This window comes from Paraburkholderia fungorum, from assembly GCF_902833645.1.
In the GTDB taxonomy this organism is placed as follows: domain Bacteria; phylum Pseudomonadota; class Gammaproteobacteria; order Burkholderiales; family Burkholderiaceae; genus Paraburkholderia; species Paraburkholderia fungorum.
Genome location: NZ_CADFGE010000021.1, coordinates 60,781 through 75,056 on the forward strand (window position 1 = coordinate 60,781; position 14,276 = coordinate 75,056).

At 58.8% G+C, this 14,276-nt stretch carries 17 protein-coding genes and 1 pseudogene; 13 read left to right on the plus strand and 5 right to left on the minus strand.

The features are described 5' to 3' along the window. Window positions 1-3: 3 nt before the first annotated feature. A complete protein-coding gene (locus HWX91_RS39750) occupies window positions 4-1,278 on the plus strand; it encodes a DUF5623 domain-containing protein (protein WP_052660829.1) in 1,275 nt (424 codons plus the stop codon). 89 nt (window positions 1,279-1,367) lie between these two features. Next, the gene (locus HWX91_RS39755; protein ID WP_127837874.1) at window positions 1,368-2,279 is read left to right on the plus strand and encodes a hypothetical protein; all 912 of its coding nucleotides are present in this window, start codon (window positions 1,368-1,370) and stop codon (window positions 2,277-2,279) included. A gap of 47 nt (window positions 2,280-2,326) precedes the next feature. Here HWX91_RS39755 and HWX91_RS39760 read toward each other — a convergent pair whose 3' ends face one another. Beyond that, window positions 2,327-2,704: a hypothetical protein gene (locus HWX91_RS39760; protein ID WP_127837875.1), complete on the minus strand. Its 378-nt coding sequence runs from the start codon at window positions 2,702-2,704 to the stop codon at window positions 2,327-2,329. A gap of 257 nt (window positions 2,705-2,961) precedes the next feature. Further along, window positions 2,962-3,228 (minus strand): hypothetical protein, encoded by a 267-nt coding sequence (locus HWX91_RS39765; protein ID WP_052660827.1) that lies wholly within the window; start codon window positions 3,226-3,228, stop codon window positions 2,962-2,964. A 134-nt stretch (window positions 3,229-3,362) separates the two neighbouring features. On the opposite strand from HWX91_RS39765, the gene bamE reads away from it, so the two are divergent. From bamE to HWX91_RS39800, 8 genes and pseudogenes are all read left to right on the plus strand, one after another. Next, a complete protein-coding gene (bamE, locus tag HWX91_RS39770; protein ID WP_028199943.1) occupies window positions 3,363-3,902 on the plus strand; it encodes an outer membrane protein assembly factor BamE domain-containing protein in 540 nt (179 codons plus the stop codon). 159 nt (window positions 3,903-4,061) lie between these two features. Next, window positions 4,062-4,463 (plus strand): DUF3597 domain-containing protein, encoded by a 402-nt coding sequence (locus HWX91_RS39775; RefSeq protein ID WP_028199942.1) that lies wholly within the window; start codon window positions 4,062-4,064, stop codon window positions 4,461-4,463. Between the two features lie 328 nt (window positions 4,464-4,791). Continuing rightward, window positions 4,792-5,148, plus strand: a pseudogene (locus tag HWX91_RS41450) (DUF746 domain-containing protein); the annotation flags it as partial. A 129-nt stretch (window positions 5,149-5,277) separates the two neighbouring features. Beyond that, the gene (locus HWX91_RS41020) at window positions 5,278-6,099 is read left to right on the plus strand and encodes a DUF746 domain-containing protein (protein ID WP_235429554.1); all 822 of its coding nucleotides are present in this window, start codon (window positions 5,278-5,280) and stop codon (window positions 6,097-6,099) included. A 66-nt stretch (window positions 6,100-6,165) separates the two neighbouring features. Beyond that, window positions 6,166-6,600 (plus strand): SET domain-containing protein, encoded by a 435-nt coding sequence (locus tag HWX91_RS39785; RefSeq protein WP_028199941.1) that lies wholly within the window; start codon window positions 6,166-6,168, stop codon window positions 6,598-6,600. Window positions 6,601-6,629: 29 nt separating this feature from the next. Next, window positions 6,630-6,821, plus strand: a complete 192-nt coding sequence (locus HWX91_RS39790) for a hypothetical protein (RefSeq protein WP_028199940.1) — start codon at window positions 6,630-6,632, stop codon at window positions 6,819-6,821. Window positions 6,822-7,153: 332 nt separating this feature from the next. After that, on the plus strand, window positions 7,154-7,522 hold the full coding sequence (locus HWX91_RS39795) for a hypothetical protein (protein WP_127837876.1): 369 nt from the start codon (window positions 7,154-7,156) through the stop codon (window positions 7,520-7,522). Window positions 7,523-7,527: 5 nt separating this feature from the next. Then, window positions 7,528-7,830, plus strand: a complete 303-nt coding sequence (locus HWX91_RS39800; RefSeq protein ID WP_028199938.1) for a hypothetical protein — start codon at window positions 7,528-7,530, stop codon at window positions 7,828-7,830. A 234-nt stretch (window positions 7,831-8,064) separates the two neighbouring features. Here HWX91_RS39800 and HWX91_RS39805 read toward each other — a convergent pair whose 3' ends face one another. Next, a complete protein-coding gene (locus HWX91_RS39805) occupies window positions 8,065-8,202 on the minus strand; it encodes a hypothetical protein (protein WP_156034550.1) in 138 nt (45 codons plus the stop codon). Window positions 8,203-8,212: 10 nt separating this feature from the next. Beyond that, entirely contained in the window at window positions 8,213-8,668 is a 456-nt protein-coding gene (locus HWX91_RS39810; RefSeq protein ID WP_028199937.1) for a hypothetical protein, read from the minus strand. Window positions 8,669-9,189: 521 nt separating this feature from the next. Between HWX91_RS39810 and HWX91_RS39815 the strand changes: the two genes are divergently transcribed. Continuing rightward, window positions 9,190-10,362 (plus strand): hypothetical protein, encoded by a 1,173-nt coding sequence (locus HWX91_RS39815; protein ID WP_028199935.1) that lies wholly within the window; start codon window positions 9,190-9,192, stop codon window positions 10,360-10,362. Between the two features lie 186 nt (window positions 10,363-10,548). Here HWX91_RS39815 and HWX91_RS39820 read toward each other — a convergent pair whose 3' ends face one another. Continuing rightward, entirely contained in the window at window positions 10,549-12,225 is a 1,677-nt protein-coding gene (locus tag HWX91_RS39820) for a hypothetical protein (protein WP_102857303.1), read from the minus strand. Window positions 12,226-12,587: 362 nt separating this feature from the next. On the opposite strand from HWX91_RS39820, the gene HWX91_RS39825 reads away from it, so the two are divergent. Both HWX91_RS39825 and HWX91_RS39830 read left to right on the plus strand, forming a co-directional pair. Continuing rightward, window positions 12,588-13,280, plus strand: coding sequence for a hypothetical protein (locus HWX91_RS39825; protein WP_127837877.1), 693 nt, complete (start codon window positions 12,588-12,590; stop codon window positions 13,278-13,280). Window positions 13,281-13,399: 119 nt separating this feature from the next. Further along, window positions 13,400-14,122, plus strand: a complete 723-nt coding sequence (locus tag HWX91_RS39830; RefSeq protein WP_028199932.1) for a hypothetical protein — start codon at window positions 13,400-13,402, stop codon at window positions 14,120-14,122. Window positions 14,123-14,276: the final 154 nt, after the last annotated feature.

Sequence of the window (14,276 nt, forward strand, 5' to 3'; positions counted from 1 at the left end):
GTCATGTCCAGCATCACTGCACGACCGTCCACACTGGACGGCATCAAGCGCCTCGCCAAAACCATCAAGCGCGAGCGCGCCATTCCCCACCATCTTGCCCTTGATGAGGCGTCCCGCGCCGCAGGGTACCAGAATATCCGGCATGCGCAGGACCAGATGGCGCGACAGTCACCGACGTCCCACGCGGTCTACCTGACAGCCTATTGGGCCGGCCAGGAAGGTGCCGGACGCGAGACCCTCTCGATTCAGCTCCCGAAGCCGTTGACGCATATTATTGCGCGCCATCAGGTGAGCTCTGCGAGGAATCTCGGCTGGTTTCGGCTCGAATCGGCGGACCATCTCGAACGCAAAACAGATGTCGATAGTCAGGAGCTCGCGCGCGACGTCCTTTTCGCCGCAGCGCGTACTCTGCGCTTTATGGCTGTGACCGGTCTCAGGCCAACGACGACGCAAACGCAAAACCGGCCCTTCAATATTTTCCGGGACCTGCCCGGCAAGGATCACGTATCCAACTGGATCGACAGTGACACCGAAGCTTGGGTGTACCTGGACGAGCCGTATCCTCACGTCAACGTTAAGCAGCGCCAGAACTGGGTCTCAGGCCACGGGGTTGAGATGATCGCCCCAAAATGGGAAGGCATTCACAATCCCGGGGCGACCGTACCCTATGTCTTCTGCGACGACCCCACGCTCGCGAACCGGCTGCTGACGCAGCTTGCCCAACTGCAGGCCGAACTGAGGGAGCCGGTATGGGATGGCGAGTCGGCCTCATATTGGTCGCAGTTTGTGAGCCCTACCCGGCAAGCCGCAGGTACGGCTCGACGGTCACGGCCCATGCCAGCACCCCGCGGCGTCGAGCGCAATGGCGCTCTGCCCTACGGGGCACGTAGCGGCGGAGTGGAGTCACGGTGGCGCCCAGCGAAGCGGATGCCGCTCGACATGCACCTGACGGTGGGTCCACTCCTGCACGCGCTCGATAACGACCGCTTCCCGGGACCGCAGCGTAAGGCCATCATGCGTATCCGGACGACGCTCGACGACTGGTTGCAGATGGAATACCCAGGTGAGGAGATGACGGACGAACAGTTCGGTGACGCCTACTATGGTACCCATCGCGAGCCGATGGTCGATCGCGTCAACCAGCTTGAATCGATCCGTCGGATTGCCGCGTTGCTAAACCAGGGGTACGCGGACTGCAAGCCGAGGCAGCAGCTCCTTAGCCTCCTCGGCAACGTTGAAAAGGCATTGGCCAGGTCTTCATTGCCTCAGTCGGCATGATCACGACGAGGGTGCTAAGGCAGAGGCACCCTCGTCGTGATGGCGGCACCGGGATTGTCCGCTGCGACTTCATCATGAAGGAAACGCGAATGCATAACAACGAGACGGACGAAATCGCTGAATCGCTCAACGCGGACTGGGAGCAACGGTTACCTGACAACCTCTACAGGCTTATCGCACCTGTGTGGGCAGGAAGAATTCTTCCTGCCCTGAAGGCGAATGCAGATAGAAACCGATGCCCTCCGGCCGAATTCGGAAGAGGATGCGCACTCGCGATGCGGCTCACGGAGCAACTGTTCGAGGCCCTGCATGACAACTCGTACGCGCTGCACGCCGCGGATGCAGAAGGGCCACTGTTCTACTGGCTGCATCAACGTTTTAACATTCTCCGGGCAAACGATTCCAAACGTGGGCTCAGCATCGACAAAGAGGCGCTACTGAGCGTCGCCGCCGAGTACCTGAGCCATCCCGACATCCGCTGCAATTACTTCGACTGGCTGCTGCTGGATGCGATCGTTTTCGCGGAACTCGATGCCTTTGGATATCACGTTATCAATACCAAAGCCGGAACTGGTACGAGCGTGGCTGCTGCTTTAGCCGACGGAAAGCCAGTAAAATATTTCCTTCTATTGACACTGTTCCGGTTGACCGGCTTTGCCCTTGGTTACGTGGTACCACCGGTACTTTCCATTTGGGCAATCAGCAACGGGCATATGATCGTCGGCTGGTCGATAGCAGGGTTGTGGGTGCTCAGTGTGTTTTGGAGCCTGGTAACGTTCCCCGCTCGCTGGAAAGCCCGCCGGAAGACTCGAAGTCTTCTGACGCAATTACTCGATCTTTATCAGATCCTGGGCGATAGCACGATTTCCCCACGCCTGCTTAAGGAGACGCTCGACAGGGCTATAGCGGCGGGCGTGGTGCTAGATGGGGCCGTCGCAAGCATCATCGATCGGATGATCGCTCGGGACGCGACGACCTTTGTGCCAGCACAAACCAGTTAGTCGAAGGTGCATCGGGCCCCACGGTCAAAGCGACCCACCTGGAAGCGTTAAAGCCAACAGGAAGCAATGCCAGCAGATGTTCGAATAATTACCGCTATTTTTAAAACAAAAGAGGAAAGAAATTGAACGACCAAGAGTTGAATCTGCGCGCTGGTATCGGCGCTTTCGCGGACGAGAACGGGAACGTACCGCACGACCTCAAGGACCTGGATTTCATCAATCGAGACACTGACTGCATGCGTCTGCTGATAGCCACCGGTATCTCCTTTACGCGCCCTCATGACGGCGAGATCGGTGCCGAAGGAGGGATGCAGGAAGCGCCAGTATTCGAAAAGGTTCACAACGGAGATGTCGTGGCAGCTGCTCGCCGCGCGGCCGTCAGAGTCGCTGCAGGATGGGCCTCCGATGCCGACGTCGCATTGCATCGCTCGGCCCGATAGGCCTGTGTTGCACGCACCCTTCGATCGTGCGGGAGCGCCGGCTAATGGCTCGGGAACTGAAATTTTATCCAAGTTCTCGCGGATAGCTACCCGATACCCGTCGCAAAAAGGCTGTTCTAACTTTAGAAATGTGCGATATCGGGGCAGGAAAACGTCGTCGCCCCCATGACCGCGGTCCGTGTGCGAATTGACGTTTTTGCTTCGTTTGCCGTTGCTGCACGAGCGCCGCTGGCGGTCGATCGTCACAAAGGCTGGCGTGCCGGAAGCGGCGACTGGGCATCGCTGCTCACAAAATGCTGCAGCCCGGCCCACGCTGCCTGATATTGATGCGCGCATATCGAATGCAGTTGCCGGTCATGCAACGCGAGCTCCGCTTCGATATCCACGATCTCCTCCTGCCGCAGACTCCACGGCTGTCCAGACTGCGCACGCAGCCCACTTTGCTGAAGCGCCGTCTCGCTCGCGTGTAACAGATGGATATCCGCCGTCGTGGTGCCCCATGGATCCATCGCTGTCGCGTCGTCACTGCTCGCCGGCTGCGGCCTGTTCGGCTGCGGCGCATCGGCGACCTATGGTGCAGCGTTTGGCGGGTGCCGCGCCGACACGCAGTTCTAGCCTAAATCTGGACGAGAACGAAATGAACATGTGGATACGCTTCGCGATATTGCTTATGGCCTGTGTGACCGGCGGGCTGCTGGCCGGATGCGACGAGCAGAAGGTGGCAGATACGGTCAACGCGATCAAGCCGGATGCGATGGCGTTCGGCAATCTGCAACCGGGTGTGTCGACGATCGATGATGTACGTCGTCAGGCTGGCAAGCCAGAGATTGTCTGGCAAAACGACGACGGGTCGCAACGGTTTGAATACCCGCGCGGTCCCAACGGCACGAAAACGTATATGGTCGAGTTCGCGCCCGATGGCACGATGGTCGCCATTACACAGGCGCTCACTGCGGAGAATTTCGCGAAGGTGGGACCGGGGATGACAAAAGACGATGTGCGCAGGTTGCTTGGCAAGCCGGCCACGGTCGCCCGGTACGCACTCAAGCAGGAAGACGTGTGGAGCTGGCACTGGGCTGCCGGCGGCTATCCTGGTGACTCGATGTTCGATGCGCACTTTTCCGTAGATGGCGTTGTCACGACGACCTCGCGCTCGGAAGCGCCGGGTCATGAAAAACCGTGAAGCGCATCGCGAAAGCCGCTGCCGGTTACCGCAATGTTTGACCGTTGTTGAACATGTTGCGACGGCGGCGACACACACATCGCGTAGCATACGGCGAGCACCGTACCGCGAGCAGTACGGTGCCTCCGTAAATGACCAACCTGTTGGGAGGAATTCTGAATGAGTATCTTCGGTGACATCGTCAACAAGCTGTTCGGCAAGGCAAAGCCGGATCAACCGGCGCCTGCAGCCGAAGCAACGCCAGATCCGGCCGCGGCGCAGGCCGCCGCGCCGGATGCTGCACCGGCGCCCGCACCGCTGACCGACGTCGACGTCGCGGCCGTGATGGACCAGTTCGTCGCCGAAAGCGGTCAGACACTGAACTGGCGCACATCGATCGTCGACACGATGAAGGCGCTCGGCGTCGACAGCAGCCTCGAGCATCGCAAGCAGCTCGCCCAGGAGCTCAAGTACGACGGCGACGTGAACGACTCGGCAAGCATGAACGTGTGGTTGCACAGGCAGGTGATGCAGGCACTGGCGGCGAATGGCGGAAAGTTGCCGCCCGACCTGGCGGCCTGAGTCTGCTTCCGACCCTGCACGGAGCACTGTCACGTTGAACGTCACACGACACAACACACTGTCCGCGGCAACGTGACGGTGCCTGGCACGGTCGATGGATCCGCTTCACGATTGATGAAACGGCGCGCGAAAAAAATATGCACGCGAAAAAACGAGCATACGACAAGGCTGCAGACACGAGGAACACCAGCGCAACTCGGGTATTTCCGACGAGCGGACAATGCCCACGCCCGCACCTGTACTGGAATTCGACTCGACGCATCCGCTCACACATAGTCCGGGGCGCGATTACGGCGACGCGGAAGATCCCGAGCTGACGCGGCATGTGATGAAGCTATGGGCTGACCTGCATTCCCGGGAGGACAGGCCGGTCCCTGCGTGTCCACACTGCGATGGACGGAATACGCAACTGCAGAACCGCCCGAATAGCCATCACGCGCTGCCGTTTTTCCGATGCAACGACTGCCGGCGCATCTATAGCCGCCTGACCGGCACGCCACTCGCACGGTTGCGCTTTGCGGCAAAGGTGCCCGCATTCGTACGGCTCCTCGGTCAGCCGATTCCGCTTGAGGAGGCCAGCCGGCGTCTTCGCGTCGACTATACGGCGCTGTCGAACTGGCTGATGCGGTTTCGCGAGTTGATCGCGCAGGACGACCCAGACGCCCGATGGGCTTCACGGGTGCTGCTCGGCGTGAAGTACCGACCGGAAGGAACGTGCCCGCATTGCGATTTTCATGGTCAACTCTTCAACGGCGGCTTTGGCGTAGATGGACGCCGCCGCGCACTGTGCCCTCACTGCAAACGGGGCTGGTCAATGGCTCGCGACGCCGAGGGCGCGGAAATTACCGTGCGTGTCGTGAAGGATCTCGCGCTGACGGCGGTCGCACGTCGAAAGCGGGCCGGGCACGATGCGCCGGAGCTGGCAAGTGCCGAGCATGCTGTGCTCAGCGTTCCACCGAAATCCACCGTTCAGCCTGTCGAGATCCCGGCCGTGCCTGCTCCTCATGCTGGGCGTTTCGACTTCAGCCAGCCGCTGCGCGCAAACAGCCCGCTGCCCCGCCGTCACGCAGAAGACCGGCACCTCACGGTTTTTCTCACGGCCGAAATCAACCGGGTTTTTTCCGACAGCACAGATCCACCGCACTGTCCGCACTGCGCTGGCATCGATACGCGCCTGTCGAGTCGGCCGCGTGCGTCAGCGGCCTTGCCGAGTTTTCATTGTCGCGGGTGCACTCGGTGCTTTACCCGCGCAACACGCACGCCCATGGCGAATATGTTGCGAAAGGACATGCTGTTTGCGTTTCTGCCCTGGCTCTCACAACACCGACCGCTCACGCACGCGGCGGCCGAGTTTGGCACGTCGCCCGAAGTTATAAAGGCTTGGGTTGGACGATTTCGCGTCTGGCTGCTCGAGCTCGACCCATCGGGGCGGTACGAACAGCGCGTCAGGCTCGGTTTGAAGGTGCCGTGGCCAGTACTTCCATGTCCGCATTGCCTGACGGAAGCGCCGGCCAGACCACACGGGTTCAAACGAACGCGCACGCAATCCGCACTGATGCTCGGGCGACGCCTGTTCCGCTGCACGGGTTGCAACCGCTTTTTCGACATGCCGATCGAGCGGCCGCGAAAAACCTGAGAGACGAATTCGGCCGACGTTGTTGCCCGCGTATACTTCGCCCGTCTGAATAGTCATCAAGCGCATATGAAACGGGTAAGCGTCCGGCGATCGCCGGTGCATGGAAGAGGTGTATTTGCGCTGCGTTCGCTGGTTGCTGGCGAACGGGTGTTCGAATACAAAGGCGAAGTGATCAGCTGGCGCCGGGCTGCAAACCGATATCGACAGGTGAGCACAGGGCATACCTTCCTGTTCGGATTGACCGATGGGCGCGTTATCGACGGTGGGCGAGGTGGCAACAGCGCGAGATGGCTTAATCACGCGTGCGATGCTAACTGCACTGCATTCGAAATTGAGGGCCGCGTGTTCATCGAAGCAGCCATCGATATCGCCGCAGGAGAGGAACTGTTCATCAGCTATGCGCTGGCGATCGACGACGTTCGAACCGACCACGTCGAAGAACAGTATGCGTGCCGCTGTGGATCGCGCTCGTGTCGCGGGACGATGCTCGGCGAACCATGAGCATCACACAAGTAATTGCGAGGTACCCCATGCAACAGTCCCCGGACGCTGAGCGGGACAAAGTCAACGGCCTGGTGCGTATCAGCCCGGACGTGGTCTTTCACCGTGACGTCATTTTGCCCGTGCCGCCGCCAGCGAGCGGCAAACGCGCCACGGAACAAATTCGACGTGCGTCGTCGTCAATCCAGCCTGGGCTGCAGCTCGATTTCGATGGCGAATGACGTCATCGCGCTATGCTAAAGTAACCGCGTGTCATCCGCCCGACAGGAGGTAGCGTTGATGAATCCGGATGTGCGGCGAGTGGGATCATTCGCAAGACTTTCCATGCTCCTGAACGAACTTGAAACAGCGCTCCCTGTGCTGGTCGGTACCGGTACGCTGGCACAACCTGAATGGTCGGATCTGGATCGGCGGCTGAATCGCGTGCGATCGATGCTGGCCGACAAGACGCACCGCCGTCGACCGCGCCGCGTACGATCAGCCGGTCATCGAACCGCAAGAGGTGGGGAAAGCCCGGTCGCCGCCTTGTTTTGATGATGTCCCGCTCGGGGCCATGAAGTCAGAATCAGTCAGCGATGGCCCAGCGAACGGCCAGGGAAATGTAGCAACAGTCCGGGGAATTGGGATGATGGTGTATCGGGAATTCGAAAACGGCTGGATGCTGGCAATGAATGACGAAGCTGGAAAGAAAGTCGTGCCGGACAGCCTGTTTCGCTTCGGCCGCCAGTTCGACGGTCGTCCAGTCATCGACTTCTGGCAGCGTGAAGGCGGCAGCGGATTGCGCGGGTTCCTGCCCCACGAAACGGAGAACAGCGTGCGGGCCTTTCTGCTCGACCTCGGCTTTACGGAGGTACGTCGCTATGATCCGCAAGGCGATCCTGAGCTGGAGACGATCGCACCCATGCTTCGTTCCGGGAGGTAACCGAGGTGGCCGACGAGAAAATAGCCGTCGAATTCGACCCCGGCTTCATGCGCGTATCGATGGAGATGTGGCAGAACGCCACGGACATGAAGATTCCGTTGCATGACGAGTTCAAGATCCATTTCATGCAGAACCGGCGTTCGCTGCTGGACGGTTTCGTCAAGACCGGGAAGGCATGGTTGATGGTGCTGCGATCGATGAAGTCAACCGTCCAGGCAGACGAACTGGACGGGCTCTGCGCCGACGTTCAGGCATTCGTCGACTGGGCCGAACGCGGCCTCGCAGATCTGACCGCGTTGCGCGATTGACAATGGATGCCGCAGCACCAGTTCATCGATGTTTAATGCGTTGCGGTGCTCAGTCGGAGGTTTCCGGTTTTTCGCCCGTCTCTTCCCGCTTGGGCCTGGCTCCCCAGCGATCTGCGCTGAAATCACGTGAATGCCGTGTGACGGGCCGCTTTGCAAAAACAAAAGCCGCCCCGGTCTAGGGGGCGGCTTCGGTACAACTCGTTTGGCAACCCCGTGGGGTCGCATGCAGCTGGTTCAATGGCCGAGAATGATCAGCACCACGGTCGCGAGAGCCGCGACAGATCCGATGCCGCCTGCGATCACGGCGGACAGTGCGACGATGGCTTCCTTGCCATGCGCGCGAGGAAAAAGGCGATGTGCGATGGTAGTCATGTTCTGTCCCTTATTTAGCCCAAAAATGGGTGCCAGCAAATAGTACTGCCGAAATCAACGTGAAAATTATAGTGTAAAACGCGCTCGGATAGTCCTCGGGGAACCGCCTCCACGCGAAGTCATCCAGTGCCTCAGCCGTGTCCACGGCCCCTTTCGTTGCAAAATACCCACTTGTATATACAAGTCCAAGCAGGGCAACGACAACAAGAGGCGCCCAGACGGGAAGTCCATGTTTGCGAATCCCGTCGAGCATGTCCGAGACCGCCGCAAAGCACATCAGCAGGCCGACCCATCCCAGCTGGCCGTCCTTGAACAGCATGACAATCCGCCGCCTCCTGAGCGCCTCCAACCTCTCGGCGTCGTCCCGGATATTGCGGGCGGACACGATTTCCAGCCACATACCCAAAATGGGTGCCGTCACTGGAAGTACAAGGTTGATGAACAGCCACATTATATCTTCAAGCATGTTTTTCTCCGTAGAAGCGCTCCGGTCGCCAGCCGTCCCGCTTTGCCCGACAGATTCGTCCGGCGAGCGTGAGCGCAATCATATACATGGCGTCGGGATATGCGTTGCCACAAAAAACGCAGACGCACGACTTTTCTGTCGTTTCTCGAATTTGTTGTCACCCGATTTCCAGCGGATATACGAGCCCGGACAAATTTTTCGACAATGCCGTTCGGTTTGGTGTCGAAAGAGATGTTCGCCGCCGGCGAATCTGTTGAGCTCGATGCCGAAAGCATGTGACCGAAGCCGGCCAGAAGCAATCGGTCGCTCGCGACTGCTTTCGGGTAGTCACTTGCCGTGTTTCGGTAGACGCGGCGCGCTCCCTGTGCGTCGGCCCCGGCTGCATCTCGGGCCTGTACTAACTGGAGACGGACACCGCGTCGCTAGGGGCCCTGTATGTCAATTTTTGACAAACCGATGTTGTCGAGTAAAGTGCTCCGGCGTGCCCAAAGCGGGCAAACGACGCGATGGGGAGGCGCGCGATGGAGGATATTGAGATCTATCAATTGGCGGGTGAGGTTTTGGGTACCATCACTCATGAGCTGAGTGACGGGATATACGCCAAATTGGGCGGAGAGTTGTCGATTAACTGGCGCGGGGAAAAGATTTTTGGCGCCTTCGCGTCCTCGCCAGGCGAAATCGACAAGCCACCGAAGCACGGCATCACGGTGTACTACGAGTTTGTGCGACAGGTGTGGCGTGATGCCGAGGAGTTTTGTAAGTTCTTGCGAAGCATTCCCGAAGGCACTGACGTCGACAAGCTCTATGACTTCTACGATGATCGGGTGAAACTCCCGACGTGCTTCAACGACGAGGGCCACGTCAAGAACATGTTTGTCGCTGCAATCACGTGGGTGTATTTCCACGAGATAGGCCATCTCATGCAGGAGCATGGCGTCATCCGCGACGAGTTCGGGCCAAGTGATGGCGACGCCAAGCAGACGTCTGACGTTTACGATTTGGAAGCCTCAAAAGACAAACACGTCGTTGGCCGAGAAGCGCTGGTCTCCCATGTCACGGAACTTGCAGCCGACTTCGAGGCAACGAACTTCTACGTCATTGAACTACTTCGACACGTCATCGACCCTGACTTCGTCGACGAGAAGGAGCGAACCGAAGTTCTCTCCGGCTTGATTTATCTGATGGTGTGCGGCGTCTCGTTGGTCTTCTTCCGCTTCAACGGAAATCAACCGATTCTTCCGACTGCGGTCATCGAAGGTTCTCATCCAAATCCGTTGATTCGACTGGAATTCATCGTACCTCAGATCTTCGAAAGCCTGGACGGGAGCATGGCCAGGAGTGCGACAGATCACGACATTGATCGAAGGCAACTTGTTTTGCTTTGCACAAAGGCTGCCTTTTCGGCCACTCTATATTGGTCGATGGCCAAAACGGAGAACCATATGTTTGACAATCGCTTGATGCTCAAGGGCCTCCTCTCCAACCCAATCGTTCTGCAATACTTCCAACCGATCGTGGAAAGCTGGGACGAAATGTCGCCCAGAGTCAAGGAGGTGCGCCGCTATGGCCTTCCACGCGGATTGATGACTTTTACAGACGAGTTCAGAAAGCGAATTGCCGACGTGATTACATGGGGGAATGGTCCGGAAGCGAATGTCACTGCATCCTCGCCACCTGATGCAATGGCCTCGTAGATCTGCATCGTTCGCGACTTACAGCGGAATGCGCGATGGCTATGCAGCGGAAGCCGCTGCTCCCCCTCATGCGCGGGCCGAATGTCGGATTTCAGGTGGGCGGTTTAAAGCCGCGAACGGCTCCTTCGGGTGGCGGTGCCGATCACCGTCAAGCGAAGGGCTGTAACTCGCGGCCATTGGAAATACTCAGGTTTGGGGATCATGGTTGCCAACGAGCCAATCCCGGAGCTCGAGCATCGACGAATTTGCTCGCAGGTTCGGCTTTACAAAGGCTAGAGTTCGGTCGTCGTTTGAGTACGCGGGGAAGGGGGTGCACACCACCCCGAGAATCTCGTCAAACTGGGAGAAGTCGAAGTTCTCGCCAGTCGAATGCTGCCGGAATTCGGCGACGATTCGCTCCCATGTGACAACCGCATCGTCAATGGTCGCTTGAGTGTTCCGGACGACTCGGAACACACCCTGGTCATAGTCGCGGTCATAAATGATGCTCTTGCACGACACAACCAGCAGTGTCCGCTCCCTGACGCCAATGGCATCGATGTCAGTCACCATCCTGCCACCTCGGCGGAGCGGCCGTCCACGAAGGGCTTTCACCCCAGGCGGCGGTGCCCAAGAAGTACCGTCGATCAGATCCTGGCATTGCAGCTCAAACTCCCGCGCCCTTAGATTCCCGATCAACGGTGCGCGAGCCAGTTCGAGTCGATGCAAGAGCGCCTGCGAGGCGCCGGTAGTGTCGATGAGAATGTTGTCGCGGAAGCGCCGCAGGACGTTGCCACTCGACAGAGGCCACACCGAGGCCGTGACAGCGAGCAGGGCCTCGCGCCACTGAACGAAGTCTGCGGGCCATGTGAAACCTGGTGTCCGCAGTGCCATCTGCTCGACAACTTCCGGCAGGTGGTGATTGACGATGTCGCGCAGTCGGTCCTCACCAACGAAAACATAACCCTGCTGGGTGATGGAACTCAGTGCCCATGGCACGTGCACACAGATCGCCGGTACCAACGTCAGCAGTTGGATTAGCGCTGAGACGTCGGACAAGTAGTCCGGTATGCCCCCTTCGTCGCCCAGCGGCCTCAAGATTCGAGCCACGCTTAGTTTCTTCATTACGTGGCGAACCTGCACCGTGGTGACGGTGAGTCCGCCTGCGCCGTCTGGAAAGGTCACAGGAGCAGGGAAGCTGGGCGTGCATCCCATCGTCAGCAATGCCACGGGCACCCCAGCTTCGGTTTCTTCAACGAACTGCTCGAAGTGGGGGTCAACGGAGACCAAGCCCAGACCAGCCCCTATGAACTCGTGCGAGCGGTCGTGGCGGAGGTCATAGATATGGATCGCGCGCTCGATAGCCTCGCTGTTATCGGCTACGAGGACGGGACGACTTGCGTCGAGCGCGGCACCTTTGCCGACGCGTCTGTACAGAATGTGTAGCTGCGACAAAAGCTTTACGCGCCCGATATATCGGACGAGGTGTCGAAAAGCCGCTTCATCGACCCGAAACGCCACACGCTCCCGCACTTCACTAGCATCGGTTGCCGTGAGTTTCGAAGAGAGCGTCTCCGCCAATAGTCGGTCATAGCCGAGCGTGGTCCGGTAGTCCCCTTCAAACAGGATATCAGGCGCTCGTCGCAAGTACCAAAGCCATCGGACGGGCCCATAGCCGCTGTGCTGCTCAAGAATGTCCGCTTGAGTCAGAGGTATGATCGCCTCCAGGTAATTCGCCGCATCGAGACCTTCGAGGGTACGCTGCGGCGGCGGACACTTGGCGTAGACCCTCGAGGCGGTCTCTTGCGCGCTTCGGGCGGCAAGGCTAAGCCACGCGGTCGAGGCGGCAAGCTCTCGGAGCTTCTGGACAGCTGGATCGATCACCAGAGGTGGCATTCCTTGTCGCTACGGTAGAGGCGGGTCTCAAGAATAATGCAGAAAGCGAGAGTCTCAAAATGCCCGGAGATTAGCGCCTGTTACTTGCGCTGAATACCGAGTTAGCAATCAACGGGCCCCTGTAGCAGCGCTCCTTGTAAGCCGGTCATCCAAATGAAAAAACCAGGCGTGCTTTTCAAGAAATAACATTTTCTTCGCCACGACATTCCTTGTGCTCAGTTCATCGCCCACTAACACGGGCTCACACAAGGAGATTTCAAATCATGGAAAGCGAAAACGACGTGCAGGCAGGCGGTACATGGATTGTCATTGCGGCGTTCGGGGCATGGTCCGCGAACGTACCCAGCGGGATGATCGGCGTGATCGCGAGTCTCGACGGCGTTCGCGATGATGTGCTGTCGAGAAGCAAGTGGCTCGTGCCGGCTGTGGAATACAGACAACTTCTGAAAAGCGACAGGCAGTTCGTCATCGATCCGGCGAAGCACCATCGCGTGGCTGACTCTGTCGAGTTCGGTATTGGCGCTCACGTGGTGCTGTCGTCCCGGGAGTTGAGCGAACGCTATCCGACAAAAGGCAGCATGCCGGCGGAGCTCGTTGAGCAACTGTATGCCTTGCGTGAGGAAGAAATACGCTGGCTGGCTTCGCTGCTGGAAGTCACAGCGACACACCTGCTCGACCTGGATTGGGGCGCACGCGCAAAGGTCGCGGATCTGCTATTCACGCGCTGCAGTGCGCAGGCCCGATATGCGCTCTTAAACGACGCGCATCATTTCGTGCGAAGCTCGGCGGTCCTGGCGGACCGCGCGTTGGCCAACAGGACCAATTCGCCCGACAGCACGGAAGATCGTCGCGAGGAAATCGCGGAGGTGCTGAAATCTGCCGGGTTTCGAATGGAGTACGACCCGGGAGCAATTCCTGGCGAGGGGCACGTGCTGATTCAAATCGAAAGCGGCGAGGTCGTCGACGAGCCAGACGAGGCGATCGCACGTCTCGCGAGGGAATGGTCCGACCTGACCGATGAGGCGGAGAAAAACGAGACCTAGTCACCCGCAATCCACAACCCGCGCGATCCACTCCGGACGCGCGGTTTTTTTTCGTCGTGACATCTCCTTTGCTCAGTTCATCGTCCGCGGCCGCGGACTTACTCCCAGGAGATTGAAATATGGAAAGCGCACAGCTAACGGTTGCAGACAAGGCAATCGAAATCCTTCGGCAAACACGCGACGGCGACACGCTCGAACCCAGGGATCTCAAACTCGTCGAGATGGCGGTCAATGACTTCCTGAACGAAGACGGCAAGCAGGCTTTTGAGACGCTTTTCAGCTCGGTTGCGTCGGGCGTGTATGCGAGCACACCTCATTGGTTTCACGGCATAGAAAATATGACGCGCGATCAACAAGGGTACGTGTACTGGAAGGGCAAGCAGATCGAGCATTACTCACACAGCGACCCATCAGAGAGCAGGCGCGATGCGCTGGAGCTGGCCGAACGTTGTCGGGCACTCGAGGTGAAGGGGTTTCCGGTGTCAGGTAGCACGCTTATGCGAACCTGCGTGATAGAGGCGCCGGCGGATACGCGATGGTCACTCGCATTGCAACGGTATTACTGTTTCTTCGAGCCAGCAGAAGATGTTGGCCCGTCGATCAGTGAATTCCACGGTATCTTCTACCGTATCGGTGCCGACTCCGGAGTCGTAGTGGTTTCCCGGAATGCAGAGGGCGTCCAGATAACCCACAAAGATAGCGCTTACGACGCATTTCACGACCTGCAGGGCCGGGGACTGAAAAGCTTGCCAGTCGATCCCGACTACGAGGAGATGTGTCGCAGGTTGACCCTGATGGCAGTCACGCCAGCAGCGCTCGAAGCCGCGATATCCGGAGCATAGGCGAAAGCTGCGCTACCGCAACCCAATTGCCGCGTACTCTCCGGAGACGCGGCATTTTTTTATCTTCAAAACGAATTTATTAATTCGGACTACCTATTTCCATGCAACGCGTGAGCGCCGGTCTATTCCTCCCGTTCGAGCAGGCATTACATCC

Excerpts from the sequence above, each read along its gene's own strand:
- HWX91_RS39750 (WP_052660829.1), top strand. The coding sequence starts at position 4 with ATGTCCAGCATCACTGCACGACCGTCCACACTGGACGGCATCAAGCGC.
- HWX91_RS39755 (WP_127837874.1), top strand. The coding sequence starts at position 1,368 with ATGCATAACAACGAGACGGACGAAATCGCTGAATCGCTCAACGCGGAC.
- HWX91_RS39760 (WP_127837875.1), bottom strand. The coding sequence starts at position 2,704 with ATGCAATGCGACGTCGGCATCGGAGGCCCATCCTGCAGCGACTCTGAC.
- HWX91_RS39765 (WP_052660827.1), bottom strand. The coding sequence starts at position 3,228 with ATGGATCCATGGGGCACCACGACGGCGGATATCCATCTGTTACACGCG.
- bamE (WP_028199943.1), top strand. The coding sequence starts at position 3,363 with ATGTGGATACGCTTCGCGATATTGCTTATGGCCTGTGTGACCGGCGGG.
- HWX91_RS39775 (WP_028199942.1), top strand. The coding sequence starts at position 4,062 with ATGAGTATCTTCGGTGACATCGTCAACAAGCTGTTCGGCAAGGCAAAG.
- HWX91_RS41020 (WP_235429554.1), top strand. The coding sequence starts at position 5,278 with ATGGCTCGCGACGCCGAGGGCGCGGAAATTACCGTGCGTGTCGTGAAG.
- HWX91_RS39785 (WP_028199941.1), top strand. The coding sequence starts at position 6,166 with ATGAAACGGGTAAGCGTCCGGCGATCGCCGGTGCATGGAAGAGGTGTA.
- HWX91_RS39790 (WP_028199940.1), top strand. The coding sequence starts at position 6,630 with ATGCAACAGTCCCCGGACGCTGAGCGGGACAAAGTCAACGGCCTGGTG.
- HWX91_RS39795 (WP_127837876.1), top strand. The coding sequence starts at position 7,154 with ATGAAGTCAGAATCAGTCAGCGATGGCCCAGCGAACGGCCAGGGAAAT.
- HWX91_RS39805 (WP_156034550.1), bottom strand. The coding sequence starts at position 8,202 with ATGACTACCATCGCACATCGCCTTTTTCCTCGCGCGCATGGCAAGGAA.
- HWX91_RS39810 (WP_028199937.1), bottom strand. The coding sequence starts at position 8,668 with ATGCTTGAAGATATAATGTGGCTGTTCATCAACCTTGTACTTCCAGTG.
- HWX91_RS39815 (WP_028199935.1), top strand. The coding sequence starts at position 9,190 with ATGGAGGATATTGAGATCTATCAATTGGCGGGTGAGGTTTTGGGTACC.
- HWX91_RS39825 (WP_127837877.1), top strand. The coding sequence starts at position 12,588 with ATGATCGGCGTGATCGCGAGTCTCGACGGCGTTCGCGATGATGTGCTG.
- HWX91_RS39830 (WP_028199932.1), top strand. The coding sequence starts at position 13,400 with ATGGAAAGCGCACAGCTAACGGTTGCAGACAAGGCAATCGAAATCCTT.